Raw genomic sequence first — 16,635 nt, 5'->3', positions numbered from 1 at the left:
ACAATGACTACTAAGCAATGAAGCATGAACACTCATTTTACTTGGGAGGTCCAACAAATATGGCACTTATTCCACTGGGGATTATTATGAACGGCGTTACGGGGCGGATGGGAACGAACCAGCATTTGATCCGCTCGATTCTGGCGATTCGCCAGCAGGGAGGCGTTAAGCTGCCGAATGGGGATGTGATTATGCCCGATCCGATCCTTGTCGGACGGCAGGAGCATAAGGTGAAGGCACTGGCGGCGGCTCACGGGCTGGAGCGCTGGAGTACGGATTTGGATGGCTGTCTGGCCGATCCGTACAACACGATATATTTTGATTCGCAAACGACGGTGCAGCGAGCGCAAGGGGTTAGGAAAGCTATCGCCGCAGGCAAGCATATTTATTGCGAAAAGCCGACGGCGGAAAGCATGGAGGAAGCGCTGGAGCTTGCGAATTTGGCGAAGAAGGCCGGTGTGAAAAACGGTGTGGTCCAGGATAAATTGTTTCTTCCGGGCTTGATCAAATTGAAACGGCTGGTCGATTCGGGCTTCTTCGGCCGTATCCTGTCCATCCGGATGGAATTCGGCTATTGGGTATTCGAAGGCGATTGGCAGCCGGGACAACGTCCTTCCTGGAACTACCGCAAGGAGGACGGAGGCGGCATCATCGTCGATATGTTCGCACATTGGCGGTACGTGCTGGATAACATTTTCGCCCCGGTACGTTCCGTATCGTGTCTGGGAGTAACGCATGTGCCGGAACGGATTGACGAGAACGGCAAGCCATACAACTGCACGGCCGATGATGCGGCTTATGCAACGTTCGAGCTGGAGGGCGGCATCGTGGCACAGGTCAATTCATCCTGGACCGTCAGGGTGGACCGGGACGATCTGCTGACGATTCAGGTGGATGGGACGGAGGGCAGTGCGGTTGCCGGACTGCGCGATTGCAAATCCCAGCATCGGGTCAATACGCCGAAGCCGGTATGGAACCCGGATATTCCGAACCCGTTCCGGTTCCGGGAGCAGTGGGAGCACGTGCCGGATAATCAGCTATTCGATAATGGCTTCAAAATCCAATGGGAGCAATTCTTGAAGCATGTGGCCACCGAGGATACGCCGTTCCCTTGGGATCTGCTGGAGGGAGCCAAAGGTACGCAGCTCGCCGAGCTGGGCTTGCAGTCGTGGCGAGAGCGCAGGTGGATCGACCTGCCGGAACTGACATTGGAGAAGTAGGAGGAAACCTGGATGGCTTCACATAGCACCATATTGCAGCTGCCCCGGGCGGGCGGCGAGCTGTACACGTACGAGCTGAGCAAGGGGGCGGCCTTCGCGGTGCCCCAAGGCACCCTGCAGAAGCGGATCGCCTATTCGGCCGCTCACGTCGTCTGCGATCCGTTCGCAGGCACGGATCCGCTGGCTCAGTCGCGGATCGACTTCAAGGCGACGATGGCGTACCGCCATTACTTATGGTCGCTCGGCCTGTCCGTCGCCGAAGCGATGGATACCGCCCAGCGCGGCATGGGCCTGGACTGGGCCGCCGCAAAGGAGCTGATCCGCCACTCGATGGCGGAGGCGCGCGCGGTAGGCGGCCGGATCGCCTCGGGCGCCGGCACGGACCACCTCGCGCCCGGAGCGCAAGTGACGCTCGAAGCGGTGGAAGCCGCTTACGAGGAGCAGTGCGCCTTCATCGAAGGAGAAGGCGGCCGGATCATTCTGATGGCGAGCCGCGCGCTCGCCGCCTGTGCCAAAGGCCCGGAGGACTACGAGAGGGTGTACGGCAAGATTTTGAGTCAAGTCTCGCAGCCGGTCATTTTGCACTGGCTTGGCGATATGTTCGATCCGGCGCTTGCCGGCTACTGGGGCAGCCCTGATTTGGATGAAGCGATGCAGGTGTGCCTGCGCGTGATCCGCAACCATGCGGAGAAGGTGGACGGCATCAAAATATCGCTGCTGGACGCGCAGAAGGAGATCACGATGCGCCGTTTGCTGCCGGAAGGCGTGAAAATGTATACCGGGGATGACTTCAATTACCCAGAGCTGATCCGGGGGGACGAGCAAGGCTACAGCCATGCGCTGCTCGGCATCTTCGACGCGATTGCTCCTGCGGCTGCGGCTGCGCTTCACGCGCTCGACGAAGGGAATGCGGCAAGATACCATGAGCTGCTGGACTGCACGCTGCCTCTGTCCAGACATATTTTCCAGCGGCCTACCTTTGCTTACAAGACGGGTATCGTGTTCATGGCTTACCTGAACGGCCATCAGCCGCACTTCCGGATGATTGCCGGAGCGGAAGGGGCGCGATCGATCGTGCATCTGTCGGATTTATTCGTGCTTGCCGATCAGGCCGGTCTGTTCACCGATCCGGAGCTCGCGGCAGAACGGATGCGCCAGGTGCTGGCACTGTCGGGCGTACAGTAGCTGGGACCGGGGGCAGGGCGGAATGATCGCTACGAGCAGCTTCGATGTTTGGACAGGTGCTGCCGGGCAGCAGCCAAGGAATAACGACATTGCAGAAGGAGAGCATGACTTATGCCAATAGAGCAAAAGGTAGATTTGGGACGACTCAGCCTAAATCAGATCACGACGGACCGATGGAGCCTGCGTGAGGCCGTCGAGGGCTGCCTGCGCGCCGACATCTCCTGGATTGCGCCTTGGCGCAACAAGGTGGCGGAGGCCGGGCTTGCCGAGAGCCGGAGGCTCATCCGCGACGCAGGCTTGCGCGTGTCCAGCCTGTGCCGGGGCGGCATGTTCCCGGCCGCGACCGCTGCAGAGCGGCAAGCAAGGCTGGATGACAACCGCCGGGCTGTGGAGGAAGCGGCTGAGCTTGGCGCGGAGGTGCTCGTGCTGGTGTGCGGCCCGGCCCCGGACCGGGACATTGCCCAAGGGCGGCAATGGGTAGCCGAGGGGATCGAGCAGCTTGTGCCCTTTGCCCGCGAGCACGGCATCCGGCTTGGGATCGAGCCGCTGCATCCGATGTATGCGGCGGAGCGCTCGGTCGTGGTGACGCTCGCTCAGGCGAACGCGATGGCGGCAGCTTTTAGCCCGGACGATGTAGGTGTTGTCGTGGATGTGTTCCATGTATGGTGGGATCCGGACCTGTACAGCCAGATCGAGAGAGCCGGAGAGCAGCGGCGCATTGTGGGCTTTCACGTCTCCGACTGGATCGTGCCAACCCCGGATATGCTGCTCGGGCGGGGGATGATGGGGGATGGCGTGATCGAGCTCCGGCGCATTCGCCAAGCGGTAGAAGCCGCGGGGTATACGGGCCCGATTGAGGTGGAAATATTCAACCGCGCCATCTGGGATATGCCGGGCGACGAGGTATTGGCCCTGATGAAGCAGCGGTATGTCGAGCACGTATAATGCTGCGCATAGCTCCTTTATAACGAGCGGGAAATAGCTTGTGGGCAGGCCCCCAAAGGGGTAGAATGGTCAAAGAACCATTATTTCCTAATGCTTTGGGGGCCTCCTTATGGTGTTGAAAAGGATTGATTTGCCTGTGAGCGGCATTCATTTGTATGAAAGCAAGCATCAGGACGGTGATGTCGTCTACGAGCACCATCACGGAATCCATCAGTTTTTGTTTGCACTGGAAGGGGAGGGCACGATCACCCTGGACGGTACCCGGCATGACTGCTGTCAAGATTGCGCAGCGCTGATCGTTCCTTATTCCAATCATGCCGTCGTATCGGATTCCAGGCTGACGCTGCTCGTGCTTGCCTTCGAGGAAACCGGCACGGATTCGTTCGCCAGAACCCATCTGCTGCATACCTGGTTCAAAGCCTCCGCGATGCTGCAGCTGAATCCCTTTGCCGCCGCCGAGGTCAGACAGCTGCTGCGCAAGATGCTGTTCGAGCAGACCCATGAGGACGCCTTCGGGCCGTGGGCGCTGCATATTTATTTGCATGAACTGCTGCTCGTGCTGGCGAGATCCAGCCAATCCTCCATTGTAACGGATTCGAACAGCCTGCGTGCGGACCGCATCCGCAGCTATATTGACAGGCATTATTATGAACCGCTGACGGCATCGGATTTGGCCGCAAGGCTTGGCGTCGGGTCCCGTCAGGTGAACAATATTTTCAAAGAGCAATATCGGATGACGCCGATACAATATATGACGGAAGTCCGGATCAAGCGAGCTCAAAAGCTGCTTGAGGAAACGGATAAGGACATCGTCTCGATATGCTTTGAGGTCGGGTATGAAACGCTCCCAACGTTTTACCGGTCCTTCAAAAATATCGTCAATATGTCTCCGAACCGCTTCAGGCAGCAGAGCCGAAACGAAAAGGAGCTAGGGAGATGAGGAACAAGCAGGTTCAGGTTGTCATCGTCGGCATCGGCGGATACGGTGCCACGCATGTCAAAGAAATGCTGCACGACATTCGCGAGCAGGATGCCGTTCTTGCAGGTGTCGTTGATGTAAAGCCGGAGCTCAGCCGGTTTTACGGGGAGCTTGCCGCAGCGGGAATTCCAATGTATGACTCGCTGGAAAGCTTTTACGCGAATCGGCCGGGCGGAGCGGACCTCGTGGTCATTTCGACGCCTATTCAGTACCATTGTCCGCAAACCTGCCTTGCTCTGCAGCATGGCAGCCATGTACTAGTTGAGAAGCCGGTCTCCGCAACCGTCCAGGAGGCAAGGCGGATGATGGAGGCGGAGCGGGAGGCCGCAGGGCCGTTTGTCGCGGTCGGCTACAATTGGTCGTTCAGCAGCCAAATTCAACAGCTGAAGCGGGATATTCAATCCGGGCTGTTCGGGCGGCCGCAGCGGCTGAGAACGTTAGTGCTGTGGCGCCGAACACAGGACTACTTTCAGAAGGGCTGGAAAGGGCGCGTGAAAAGCCCGCAAGGAGACTGGATATTGGACAGTGTCGCCCACAATGCCACCTCTCATTATTTGCACAATATGTTCTATCTTCTCGGAGACGACACGGAAGCAAGTGCATTACCGTTCCGTGTGCAGGCCGAGCTGTACCGGGCCAATCCTATCGAAAATTTCGATACATGCGCGGTTCGAGCCGAGGTGGAGGGCGGAGTGGAGCTGTTGTTTCTTGCTTCCCATGCCGTAACGGGAGTGGAGGGGCCTGATTTTACGTTCGAGTTTGAGCGGGCCGTCATCTCCTACGCATTCGGGCAAGATAACGAGGAGATAAAGGCGGTCTTTCAGGACGGCACGGAAAAAAGGTACCCTAAAGCAGGCGGCGCCTATTTCTTGGGTACAGGCGAACAGCACAGCGCCGTCGAAGAGTCCCCAAAGGAGCAAAGCAAGCTGCTTACCTGCATACAGGCAGTCCGGACCGGATCTGCCGGGATTTTGTGCGGCCTGAAAGCAGCATATCCGCAGGTGCTGTGCATGAACGGGATGCTTGAATCGTCGGCCGTGGCCGATTTCCCGGAGAGCCTGATCCGTTGGGCTGAGCCCGAGCGGGTTGTTTGGGTTGAGGGGTTGAAGGAAGCGCTGCGTCAATGCTACGAGCAAGGAAGGCTTCCGTCGGAGCTAGGGAAGGACTGGGCCGTGCCCGGCAGATGGGTCGAGTTAGCGACCTATGACAGCTTTGAGGGCGGATGTCTGCAGCCTTAAAGCGGGATGCGGCGGCTGTGAAATTTCCTAACGAGAGAATGGGGGCCTCTATTGGCCGCTCTGCTCATCTCGATGTTCCAGTCCTGCTGTTCTATGTGCTGTTCCAAAAGCAAATTGCCGGAGGTATTACCGCCGGTGCTGTAAAATAATCGATGGGCTAAGCAGTGCCCGCGTCTCCGTAAAAAAAGCATGAGGTCGGCTTTTCTGCCGTGACCTCATGCTTTTTTACGGTTATTCAGGCTGAACGGATATTTCTCTCTCTTTGAAAATCCGCATGACGACATCCATCGCGCTGATCGCTTTCGGAAACCCTACATAAGCGGAGCAGTGCATCACCAGCTCCACAATTTCCACCGGCTTGACGCCGACATTGAGAGCGGCATGCACGTGAAAATTCATTTGATCGATAGCGCCTTGACTGATCAAAGAGGAGAGGGTAATCAGCTCCCGCTGTTTGTGATCCAATGCCGGCCTTGAATATACATCGGCAAATCCATTCATTACGATCATATCGGCAAAATCGGGATAGAAGCTTCGAATCGCCTCCAGCGGAGGGAACACGTCGCCTCCAATCATTTTTTTCAAAACATCCATTCCTTGTTGATAGCGTTGTTCTGACATGCTTCGTTCTTTCCTTTCTATTCATGAATTTACAGCTTTCCTAATTAAGCTGCGGTATCATTCCAAGCTCAGCAGCCTGGACAAGATAGGCGGAATCTCCAAAGGATCCACAATAATTTCGATTACGGAAGTACGGTCCGACTGCAATGCGGCGGTTACCGCTTGACGAATATCGTCCTGGGTTCGGCAGCAATAGCCTTCGGCTCCCATGGAGCGAGCGAACATCGTAGCATCCAATGGCTGTTCATAGATGGCCCCGATACTCCGCCCGGTATTATAAGACATGCCTTTATCAACCATATCCAAGCGTCCGTTATTCAAAATAACAAACAACGCAGGGATGTTGTGATTCACGGCTGTCGCAATTTCGGTACCATGCATCATCGCGCAGCCATCCCCGGTCAAGCAAACGACCTTACGGTCAGGAAGAGCAGCCTGGGCACCGATCGCATAACCGATGGCATGACCCATGGCTCCAAACACATCGTCAAAAATAAACGTGCCCGGCTCATAAATATCATAATGCTGAATGGCGTAGAACGTATGGCTGCCGTCATCACCAAACAGGATGGCATCATGCGGCAGTGCCGAGCGAAGCGTCTTTACCGCATCGACCGCGGACAGGATAGCGGTTTCGGTGCTTTGCTGTTCTTCTTCCGCACTTATTTCCAGGGTCGCGGCAGCTTCGTACAACTGGCCCTTCGCGTCTGCCAGTTTAATTAGCTGCTGCAGGTTTGCTTTGGCATCCCCAAGAATGGCGCAGGTCGGAACCGGCAGCGCCTTCCCGATAAACGTAAGCTCATAATCAAAGTGAATGACCTTCCGAGGCATCATGTCCGGGGTAAAGCCGGATAAGGTCATGTCGCTAAGCTTGCTTCCTATGACAATCATCAGATCGACGCCCGATTTCATATAAGCTTCGGCCTGCTTGGTACCCCCAAGACCGAAATTGCCCAAACTGAGCGGATGACGGGTAGGGAAAGCGCCTTTACCGCCAGGTGTTGTTATGACAGGCAGGTTCCAGTGCTCCGCCAGAAGGCGTACTTCTTCATAGGCCTGAGAGGCAAGCACGCCTTTTCCGAGAAAGAGCACAGGCCGCTTGGCTTCGTTCAGCAAGGGGATGGCGTCGGCCACATTGGGCGAAACGGCCTGCGGGATATGAGTCGGAAGGGCTAGCTCGAAAGGCTCGATGGAAGCCGTTAATATATCAAACGGAATGCACAGGTGCACAGGCCCCCTGATTCCTGTTGTCGCTTTTTCCACAGCGTGCTGCAAATATAACGGGAGCAGGTCTTCCCGGTCGACACGGGCGCTGAACAACGTAACGGGTTCAAACATTTTGACCAAATCCGTGCCGAACAGGCTGGAATCCTGTCCCATCGCTTTGCCGGAATCGGTTGCCGATGGCTGTCCTGTAATAATAAGGGTCGGCACGTGATAAGCCTTTGCTTGTCCTGCCGCAGTGAGCAAGTTCGTTCCTCCTGGTCCCGACGTGCCGATCGCTACGCCAAGCGTGCGGTTCGCCAGTGCGTAGCCGCCGGCTGCGAAGCCGGCCCCTGACTCGTGACGGGTGAGAACGAACTCAATACCTTCACTGTCGAGATCGAGCATGAGCGGCGAAATCGATTTGCCGGGGATGCCAAAGACGTGCTGGATGCCCCAGCTTTTTAGATTTGAGGCAAGAACTTGCGATACTCTTTTCATCACTTTACTTCATCTCCAACTTCTATAATGTGCTGTTTCTTAAATATTTTTTTTCCAGCTCGTCTGCCGTCAGAGGCGGACTATAATAGTAGCCTTGGATTTCGTCGCAATGCTGATCTTTCAAAAAGGCAACCTGCTCTGGCGTTTCTGCACCTTCGGCAATTACGTTCAAGCCCAGGTGGTGCGCCATGGATATAATGACACCGACAATTCGGGCGTCGCTTTCGTCACTTGTAATATCACGGACGAAAGAACGGTCGATTTTGAGCCGATGAATCGAAAACTTTTTTAAATAATTAAGAGAGCTGTAGCCTGTGCCGAAATCATCGATGCTGATCTGAACGCCCAGCCGGCTTAATTCATCCAGTATCACGCTGGCCCGTTCGACGTCCATCGTCATCGTTTCCGTGATTTCAAGCTCCAGATAGCAGGGGTCAAGACCGGTTTCTTTAAGGACGTCGGCGACCGTCTGGTTCAAGCTTTTCTTGAGGAACTGTGCCGTTGACAGGTTAACCGCGACACGAATTTTAGGGAGTCCGGCATCCTGCCACAGCTTGTTTTGGAGGCAGGCTTGCTTCAAGGCCCATTCTCCTATAGGCACGATAAGACCGGTTTCCTCGGCGAGGGGAATGAATTCCCCGGGAGAAACCAGGTGATTTTTCGGATGCTGCCAGCGGATAAGCGCTTCTACCCCGACGATTTGTCCGGTTTGCAGGTCAATCTGGGGCTGGTAGTGAAGCACCCATTCCTGACGTTCGACGGCTTTGCGCAGCGAATTTTCCAAGGCCAGCTTTTCATGGGACGATTGGTTCATCGACGGCGCGTACAGCACGTAGTTATTTTTTCCCGTTTCTTTGGCCTTATAGAGTGCCGTATCGGCATGGATCATCAGGGTTTCCGCATCCAAGCCGTCTTCCGGATAGAAGGAGATCCCTATACTTGCGGAAATATGGAAATCATGTCCCTGAATGCGGAATATCCGCTTCAGCTTCTGTATAATGGCGTCGGCAACGGCGACAGCGGTATCCGGCTCAGGAGCATTCGGGAGGATGATCGTAAATTCATCCCCGCCCATCCGGGCCAGTGTGCTGGTGGATTTGAGGCAGCTCTTCAGCCGTTTGGACACCTCATATAACAAAATGTCCCCATTGCGGTGGCCGAGCATATCGTTCACCATTTTGAAGCGGTCGAGATCTATGTAAAGAATGGCAAACGCATGATTGTTCTGTTTTGCCGTTTCGAGCATTTCATTGAGCTGCTTGTAGAACAGCCTCCGGTTGGGAAGGCCGGTCAAATCATCATGGTATGCGAGATGGTTATACTTTTCCTCGGCTTCGTACAACGGAGTCACATCTCTGAACTGGCCGAACGCGCCGATGATCTGGTAATGCTCGTCGTAAATGGGAAGCGCGTCAAACAAGCAGACTACCTTGGAGGAAGCTTTGGGCCTTTCGAAAATGAGCTGAATATTCTCATATTTGCTTCCTTTTTCAATGACGTCGCAAATGTACTGTCCCATCGGCTTGAATTGGCGCACCGCTTGCTCGCGGACGAGCTCCTTTTTCAGCCCGGTCAGCTGTTCTGCAATATCGTTGAACTCGATAATATGTCCGATTTTGTCCGTCATGATGATGCCGCTTCGTGTGGAGTTGATCATGATTTGATTGAGGACGTTCAGCTTTTGGTTTTGTTTGACTAGGAGGAGTTCCCGCTCGATGGAATCGACAGCCATGGATAAAAGCGTTAAGTAAGCCGGATCAGCCAGTTCTATAGAGGTCATGATGGAGATCGTACCCAGCAAATCGTTCATGTCTGTATAGTGGAACGGAACAGAGTAACATGCACTATTGAACAGATAGTGGTGATAATGGTCGTTGCCGATCAATTCCACCGGGCAGCGCCCCGACAAAGCAAGATTAATGACGTTGGTTCCGCACGACTCCTCCGTAAAGCGAACACCGATACGGATGCCAAGCTGCGTGATCGTCTGCTTTATCGTCTCATCGCCATCCATTTCCAGCACGACACCGGTCTCGTCCGAAATGACGATAAGAATGGGATTGCCCTTCAGCGAGTCGAGCAGCTTCTTAACGAAGAACCGAACGACCCTTAGAACGCTCTCATATTCAGAAAATTTACGCTTTAAATCCAATGGAGACATGACTTCGTCAAACCCGGGAATGGTATTCGGATCCAATTGATATTCTTCCGATTTTCGCTTCGATTCCATAATATATTGTTGTTTGGTTAACGTCATGGGCGATCTCTTGTCCTCTCTTCCTGCTTCATCTAATATGTAATTCGTTTCCATTGTCAAAAAATCCTTCTTCGGGCGCAAAGAAATTCGACATCGTTCCTGAATATTTGCTTAGGGCGGCATTACATCCGGGGCACGGGTACATAAAATTTGACCTGTGGTGAACAATAACCGTGCATAAATGATAAAGGATGAGATTGTATTGAAATGGAATCTCAAGGCAGGTTTGATCTTCTTATGGATCATGCAGCTTTGCCTCATAAGTACAGGCCTTGTCCAAGCGGCATCGGCACCCTCAACCATACCATTGGAAGCGCTGAGGGAAGAAGGCGTATATATTGAAATTAACAAGCGGACCAATTACTTGACGGTGATCGTAAACGGCCGGGTCATGTATGGTTTTCCAGTAGCGACGGGAAGACGTAAAGAGCTGACACCGGTGGGTGAATTCCACATCGTAACGAAAATCGTGAAGCCATGGTATGTCCGCAAGCAAATTCCCGGAGGTTCTCCCAAGAATCCGCTAGGTTCCCGCTGGCTTGGCTTAAGCGTTCCTGGAACGGGAGGGTATACGTATGGCATTCACGGGACGAATCGCCCCTATTCGATCGGGAGTCACGCATCTTCCGGGTGTGTGCGCATGCATAACCGGGACATCGAATGGCTGTACCGCCACATTCCTCTTGGGACCAAAGTTATTATTAAAGAATAAATGTATAAAAGCATGCGTACCGGACATACTATCATTAGCGGTGAAACGAGAGAGGTGTGGTTCCGTTGAACGATTCAACGAAGCATTCCGGGAACATTGAGTTAGACTCCAGATAGAAGCGGAGGGATGTGCCAAAGACACGTTAGTGTAGTACTCGTACTGCAATGAAGTGACGAGGTATTTGACCGAGCTTTTCGAAGGGATCGAGGCAAGTGTACCAAACATCAATTCACCGCGAAGAGGACTCCGAAAGGGGTCCTTTTTTTTGTGCGTTCTTTTGGCGAATCTTTGCGGGGAAACAACCATATTTCACACTTTTTTTACATTTCAATCACAGTTTTATCATGAATGTGCGCTAAGTTGATGTTATGCTGGAGCATCGCTTATCAAAGCATCCGTAGCCGCCTTCAAGCGGCGGGCAGATGGGACGGACAAGAATTCGTGGAGGGGTATGAAATGATCAGGTGGATCCAAAGTGTATCCAAAAAATGGGTGGTTGCGGCGATAGCAGTTGTTGCCATTATTGCTGTTGTCAGCGCAACCGTATGGAACGGAGCAGGGTCCAAGCAGGGACAAGGACAAGGCGCACAGCAGACCGCCGGCGGGCAGAGGGGCGCAGCAAGACAGTTCCCGGTGGAAACACAAGTGGTCAAGATGGCTGAGGTGACGGGAGGCCAGGTATTCAGCGGGTCGATCACGCCTGTCTATACAACCAACGTTTCGTCCAAAGTAGCCGGAAGAGTGACCGAATTGATGGTAAAAGCGGGAGACCGGGTCAAAGTGGGCGATCCCCTTGCCCGAATGGATACGACCGCATTGGAGCAGCAGATCGCACAGTCTCAAAATGCGGTGGCGATTTCATCCGCACAGCTCCAAAAAACGGTGAATGACCAGGCCAATAGTGTATCGACTGCGGAGAAGGCGGTTAACCTTCAACGGGCCAACCTGGAAAAGGCGATTGTCGATCAGCAGAATGCGGTTGCCGCTGCGAAGCAGCAGGTGGCGATATCACAGGCCAATTACAATAAGGCGCTCAACGATCAACAAAACGCGATCGCCGCTGCGAAGCAGCAGGTAGCGATATCGCAGCAAAACTTGAATAATGCCCAGGTCACCTACAACACGAATTTGACCAATGCTCAAAATACGTTGAACGCCCAGCAGGACTCGGTGCAGACCTCGCAGGCCAACACGGATAACTCGGTGGAAGCTCTGCAGCTAGCCCTGCAGCAGGCGATTATTAATTATAACAACGTGAAATCATCGACGGAAAATAAGACGAATATAGATGCAGCCCTGCAAAAAATCCAAACTGCTCAGTTGAATTTGGATCAGGCGCAGCAAACGACGCCGAATGCATTGATTACGGCAAACAGCGCTCTTCTCAAAGCGCAGGCCGATTTGATTACGGCCCAAAATTCCCAAACCGTACAAATCGCCCAGGAAAATTTAAACAAGGATTCCATTACTTTAGCGAATGCGCAAAACTCTCTGGCCGTTATATTAGATGCCAATGAGAAGTCGCTGCAAAAGGACCAGCTGTCCTATTCGAACGCCCAATCTACGCAGGAGCTTGCCTTGAATGTGTCCAAGGCTCAGCTTGCCCAATCGGAGCAAACGCTGCAGTCCGCCAAATCTACAGACGCGGTGACTGTGGGCAGCGCACAGCTTCAGCAGGCTCAAACGAACCTGCAATTATTGAATGAGCAGCTGCAGGATGGCGTGCTGATTTCGCCGGTGGATGGAGTCGTCACTACAATCAATACGCCAGTCGGACAAAATGCCGGGACGAATGCGAACATCGTCTCTATCGCAGCGCTTAACCCGACGCAGGCTACGGTGAATATTTCTGAAGCCAATATCGGCAAAATCAAAGTCGGCATGGAAATGAAAATTACGGTGCCGACGCTGAATAAAACGTTCGATGGAACCGTCTATACGATTCGGCCTACGATGGACTCCGTCACCAAGGCATATGGTGTGGACATCAAGGTCAATGATCCCAAGGGCGAGCTTCTTCCCGGTATGTTCGCCACGTCCAGCCTTAAGAGCGAGGGACGCAAAGCCATCATGGTACCGGCGGATGCCGTGCTGAGCCAGCCGAGCGGCAACTCGGTCTTCGTTGTTTCCGAGGGCAAGGCCAAGAAGGTCTCGGTCAAAGTAGGAACCCTGACAAGCTCCCAGTTTGAGATTGTCAGCGGGCTGAAGGAGGGCGACGAAATCGTCGTCAAAGGCCAGGAGCTTCTGTCCGACAAGGCTGCCGTACAAATCGTTCAGCCGGGCCAGCAGCAAGGGGGCGGCCAGCAGGGAGGCCAGCAGCGTCAGCAAGGTCAAGGAGGAGCCCAGCAGCAAGGTGGTCAGCAGGGCGCTCAGCGTCAGCAGCAGGGCGGGGGGAGCCAGCAGGGGACCCAGGACGGGCAGAAGCAGGGCAGTCCGTCGCCGGAAGGCCAGGCTGAGAAGCAGAAGGCCGAGAAGGCACAAGGCGAGAAAGCTCAGGGTGACAAACCCAAGGGCGAGAAAGCCCAGGGGGAGAAGCCTCAGGGAGAGAGTGCCCCTAAAGGCGAGGGCAGCGGCACGGCCGGTCAAACCGGGAGAGCAGGTGGCACGCAGTGAATTTAGCGAATTTCTCTGTAAACCGGCCTGTCACGATCCTTATGATCATGATTGCGCTCACGATACTGGGGTCTATCGCAGCACCGCTGCTGCCGGTGGATTTATATCCGAATATGGAGATTCCGACCGCAACCGTTCAGACGAACTGGTCGGGCGCGTCGCCGTCCCAGGTTGAAGCTCAGGTCACCAAGCGTGTCGAGGCATCGATGGCTACGATAGCCAATGTGCAGTCCGTGACCTCCACCTCACGAACGGGCTCGAGTATCGTCACCGTTCAGTTTAACTTTGGCACGGACATTAATGATGCCACCTTGACGATGCGCGACAAGCTGGACCGGGTCCGCAGGCAGCTGCCGACGGATGCGGATGCGCCTGTCGTGTCCCGGGCGGATCCGAACAGTCAGCCGATCATGAGCTTGTCTTTGTACGGGAGCGGCGTAGATTTGATCACCCTCCGTGATTTGGCGGATAACATTGTGAGTCCCGCCGTTCAGCGTGTGGACGGTGTCGCATCCGTAGGCGTCTCGGGCGGACGCGTAAGACAGATTCAATTGCTGCTTGACCAAAATAAGCTGACCCAGTACGGGTTAACCTTCAACCAGGTGACATCGGCACTCAGCAACGATAACCAATCCATGGACGCAGGGCTTGTGTATAAAGGCGAGCAGCTGATCCCGTTAACCATTCAGGGTGAGTTCAAGTCGGTCTCGGATATCGACAAAGTAAGAGTGAATTTGGGGAAAGGCCAGTCTATCGCTCTTGGAGAGCTGGGCCAGCTGATTGATACTTACCAGGATATTACGTTTGATTCCCGCCGTAACGGAGAACAAAGCGTAGGCATCTCGGTCCTGAAGCAGTCGGACGGCAATACGGTTGCTGTAGCGGACAATATCCGCAAGGCGATCGACGATATCCAGACGAAGCTGCCGGAAGGGGCCAAGCTGGCTGTATTGAACGATACCTCCAAATATATTAGCAACTCGATTAATACCGTAATTGAGCATACGCTGCTTGGAGCCATCTTTTCTATTATCATTCTTATGCTTTTCTTAAACAGCATTCGGGCGACATTGATTATCGGCGTTGTGATCCCGATCTCCGTCGTCAGTACTTTCAGTATGATGTATTTCTCGCATCAGACGATCAATACGATTACGTTGGGCGGCTTGGCCTTGGGGCTGGGCTCTCTCGTCGACTTTGCGGTCGTGGTGCTTGAAAGCATTTTCCGTAAAAAGGAAGAAGGCTTATCGCCGGTTGAAGCGGCCAAGCAGGGGACGGCTGAGGTCGGAACGGCGGTGCTTGCCTCGGCATTAGCGCAGATTGCCGTGTTTGCCCCAACCTTGTTCATTAACGGAATGATCAAAAACTTCTTCGTGCCGATGGCGCTGACGGTCAGCTTTTCCCACATTGCGGCCTTGTTCGCGGCTATTACTTTAGTGCCGATGCTGGCGGCCAAAATATTGAAAAAGCATCATGACGAATCCTTGCCGGAGGGAAGATCCTATAATCCGGCCGTATGGTTCGGCAGAGGGATGAACCGGTTTACGAATGGCTATTCCTTCCTGCTAAAATGGTCGCTTGGCCATCGGTGGACAATTGTATTCATCACCTTGCTTATGCTTGGAGGCAGTGCATACCTGGCCAAGTTCGTCGGTACCGAGCTCACGCCGAAGACGGATGAAGGGCAGCTGTTCGTTAACATCAGCCTGGCGCAGGGAACGAAATTCGAAATTACGAATGCCTTGGCGGGCAAGGTTGAAAATTTGATCAAGGATATCCCTGATATTGATACCATTTTTACGAACGTAGGAAGCAACGGCGGAGGTGCGTTCCAGAGCGCTTCGACGAACTCGGCTAATATTACGGTGACTCTTAAGCCGCTCGCAGAGCGTAAACAAACGACCGAGCAGGTCGTGGAGCAGATCCGGAATTTGACACAGGGCAATCCGGGAGCCCAAATTTCGGTGAACAGCCGATCCTCGGTTCGTCTCCCGGGGTTGGGCGGCGGTGGCGGCGGGGGGGCCGACATCGTAGTCAATTTGAACGGTCCCGACCAGACCGTGCTGAGCAAGCTCGGTGATATGGTTGCGGAAGAGCTTCGCGACATTCCGACGCTCCGCAACGTGCAAAATACGCAGGAACGCAGTATTCCTTCTTATAGCATGACCATCGACCGGGATGCGGCGACGTACTACGGCATCTCCGCCAGGGAGGTCATGACATCGCTGCGTACCGCCTATCAAGGCGCTGCGGCAACGAATTTGAAAACAGGGGATTCGCAAATATCGGTGCTGGTGAAGTATCCGACCGAATTTACCAACAATCTGGAAAATCTGAATCAAATCATTTTGACAACGAGCTCAGGCGCCCAGGTGCCGCTGAATGCCATCGCAAAGGTGGAGCCAAGCTCCGGGCCCGCTCAGATTCGACACATCAATCAGCAGCGGCTGACGACGGTTCAAGCTTTCGTGAACGGGGCTCCTGTAGGGGATGTATCCAAGGTGGTTCAAGAGAGGCTGGATACGATCCAGGCACCGGACGGCTACTCCATCAGCCTGGGCTCCCAGGCGGATTCCAACAGCACCTTCAAAAGCTTGTATATTATGCTGGGGCTTTCTCTGGTGCTGGTATACATGGTTATGGCAAGCCAATTCGAATCGTTATACGGCCCGTTCATCATCATGTTCTCGATGCCGCCGACGTTTATCGGTGCCATTCTCGGCCTATATCTTACACACCGTACGATTAATATGAACTCCGTCATGGGGATGATTATGCTCGTTGGGGTCGTGGTGAATAATGCAATTGTTCTCATCGACTACACGAACCAATTGAGAAAGCGGGGATACACCTTATACGATGCACTTCTGGAGGCAGGGAGAATACGTTTGCGTCCGATTCTGATGACAACGGCGACAACCGTACTGGCGATGCTTCCGCTCGTCATCGGCTTTGGAGAAGGCGCCGAAGCGCAGGCTTCCATGGCTACTGTCGTTGCGTTCGGTCTGACACTGTCGACCATGGTTACGCTTCTGCTTGTGCCTGTGGTGTATATGCTGATGGATGGTCTAATGGATGTGTTGAAAAGCAAGTGGAAGCGTCAATCTCCTCCAGCTCTGCCTGCCGATCATTCGAGCCACTAAATCAAGAAATTTATACGG

The 16,635-nt window shown here is 54.0% G+C and carries 12 protein-coding genes; 9 read left to right on the top strand and 3 right to left on the bottom strand.

Annotation, left to right across the window (positions count from 1 at the left end; translation table 11 throughout):
- Positions 1-59 precede the first annotated feature (59 nt).
- The 6 genes from CF651_RS13320 (at position 60) to CF651_RS31920 (ending at position 5,716) form a co-directional block, all read left to right on the top strand.
- Positions 60-1,220: a Gfo/Idh/MocA family protein gene (locus CF651_RS13320; RefSeq protein WP_094015334.1), complete on the top strand. Its 1,161-nt coding sequence runs from the start codon at positions 60-62 to the stop codon at positions 1,218-1,220.
- Positions 1,221-1,232: 12 nt separating this feature from the next.
- Positions 1,233-2,405: a dihydrodipicolinate synthase family protein gene (locus tag CF651_RS13315; RefSeq protein ID WP_094015333.1), complete on the top strand. Its 1,173-nt coding sequence runs from the start codon at positions 1,233-1,235 to the stop codon at positions 2,403-2,405.
- 111 nt (positions 2,406-2,516) lie between these two features.
- On the top strand, positions 2,517-3,350 hold the full coding sequence (locus tag CF651_RS13310; protein WP_094015332.1) for a sugar phosphate isomerase/epimerase family protein: 834 nt from the start codon (positions 2,517-2,519) through the stop codon (positions 3,348-3,350).
- Between the two features lie 109 nt (positions 3,351-3,459).
- Positions 3,460-4,290 (top strand): AraC family transcriptional regulator, encoded by an 831-nt coding sequence (locus tag CF651_RS13305; protein WP_094015331.1) that lies wholly within the window; start codon positions 3,460-3,462, stop codon positions 4,288-4,290.
- The gene (locus CF651_RS13300; protein WP_094015330.1) at positions 4,287-5,567 is read left to right on the top strand and encodes a Gfo/Idh/MocA family protein; all 1,281 of its coding nucleotides are present in this window, start codon (positions 4,287-4,289) and stop codon (positions 5,565-5,567) included. Before CF651_RS13305 ends, CF651_RS13300 begins: the two co-directional genes overlap by 4 nt.
- Entirely contained in the window at positions 5,552-5,716 is a 165-nt protein-coding gene (locus CF651_RS31920) for a hypothetical protein (protein ID WP_245855864.1), read from the top strand. The genes CF651_RS13300 and CF651_RS31920 overlap by 16 nt, the downstream gene beginning before the upstream one ends.
- A gap of 82 nt (positions 5,717-5,798) precedes the next feature.
- Here the strand turns inward: CF651_RS31920 and CF651_RS13295 are convergent, their stop codons facing one another.
- The 3 genes from CF651_RS13295 to CF651_RS13285 are packed head-to-tail and all read right to left on the bottom strand — an operon-like array spanning position 5,799 to position 10,149.
- Positions 5,799-6,188, bottom strand: a complete 390-nt coding sequence (locus tag CF651_RS13295) for a carboxymuconolactone decarboxylase family protein (RefSeq protein ID WP_245855863.1) — start codon at positions 6,186-6,188, stop codon at positions 5,799-5,801.
- 57 nt (positions 6,189-6,245) lie between these two features.
- The gene (locus tag CF651_RS13290; RefSeq protein ID WP_094015328.1) at positions 6,246-7,892 is read right to left on the bottom strand and encodes a thiamine pyrophosphate-binding protein; all 1,647 of its coding nucleotides are present in this window, start codon (positions 7,890-7,892) and stop codon (positions 6,246-6,248) included.
- Between the two features lie 22 nt (positions 7,893-7,914).
- Positions 7,915-10,149, bottom strand: a complete 2,235-nt coding sequence (locus CF651_RS13285) for an EAL domain-containing protein (protein ID WP_094015399.1) — start codon at positions 10,147-10,149, stop codon at positions 7,915-7,917.
- 202 nt (positions 10,150-10,351) lie between these two features.
- Between CF651_RS13285 and CF651_RS13280 the strand changes: the two genes are divergently transcribed.
- From CF651_RS13280 to CF651_RS13270, 3 genes are all read left to right on the top strand, one after another.
- Positions 10,352-10,861, top strand: coding sequence for a L,D-transpeptidase (locus CF651_RS13280; RefSeq protein WP_245855862.1), 510 nt, complete (start codon positions 10,352-10,354; stop codon positions 10,859-10,861).
- A gap of 456 nt (positions 10,862-11,317) precedes the next feature.
- Positions 11,318-13,474 (top strand): efflux RND transporter periplasmic adaptor subunit, encoded by a 2,157-nt coding sequence (locus CF651_RS13275; RefSeq protein WP_179232793.1) that lies wholly within the window; start codon positions 11,318-11,320, stop codon positions 13,472-13,474.
- Positions 13,471-16,617 carry an efflux RND transporter permease subunit gene (locus tag CF651_RS13270; RefSeq protein ID WP_094015326.1) on the top strand — a complete coding sequence of 1,049 codons (3,147 nt, stop codon included), beginning with the start codon at positions 13,471-13,473 and terminating at the stop codon, positions 16,615-16,617. The genes CF651_RS13275 and CF651_RS13270 overlap by 4 nt, the downstream gene beginning before the upstream one ends.
- Positions 16,618-16,635: the final 18 nt, after the last annotated feature.

This window comes from Paenibacillus rigui (assembly GCF_002234615.1).
In the GTDB taxonomy this organism is placed as follows: Bacteria; Bacillota; Bacilli; order Paenibacillales; family NBRC-103111; genus Paenibacillus_S; species Paenibacillus_S rigui.
The sequence above is the reverse complement of the archived record's forward strand: the minus strand, read 5'-3'. Positions and strand labels throughout refer to the sequence as shown.

Coding starts and splice junctions, on each gene's coding strand:
- CF651_RS13320 (WP_094015334.1), top strand. CDS start 60: ATGGCACTTATTCCACTGGGGATTATTATGAACGGCGTTACGGGGCGG.
- CF651_RS13315 (WP_094015333.1), top strand. CDS start 1,233: ATGGCTTCACATAGCACCATATTGCAGCTGCCCCGGGCGGGCGGCGAG.
- CF651_RS13310 (WP_094015332.1), top strand. CDS start 2,517: ATGCCAATAGAGCAAAAGGTAGATTTGGGACGACTCAGCCTAAATCAG.
- CF651_RS13305 (WP_094015331.1), top strand. CDS start 3,460: ATGGTGTTGAAAAGGATTGATTTGCCTGTGAGCGGCATTCATTTGTAT.
- CF651_RS13300 (WP_094015330.1), top strand. CDS start 4,287: ATGAGGAACAAGCAGGTTCAGGTTGTCATCGTCGGCATCGGCGGATAC.
- CF651_RS31920 (WP_245855864.1), top strand. CDS start 5,552: ATGTCTGCAGCCTTAAAGCGGGATGCGGCGGCTGTGAAATTTCCTAAC.
- CF651_RS13295 (WP_245855863.1), bottom strand. CDS start 6,188: ATGTCAGAACAACGCTATCAACAAGGAATGGATGTTTTGAAAAAAATG.
- CF651_RS13290 (WP_094015328.1), bottom strand. CDS start 7,892: ATGAAAAGAGTATCGCAAGTTCTTGCCTCAAATCTAAAAAGCTGGGGC.
- CF651_RS13285 (WP_094015399.1), bottom strand. CDS start 10,149: ATGACGTTAACCAAACAACAATATATTATGGAATCGAAGCGAAAATCG.
- CF651_RS13275 (WP_179232793.1), top strand. CDS start 11,318: ATGATCAGGTGGATCCAAAGTGTATCCAAAAAATGGGTGGTTGCGGCG.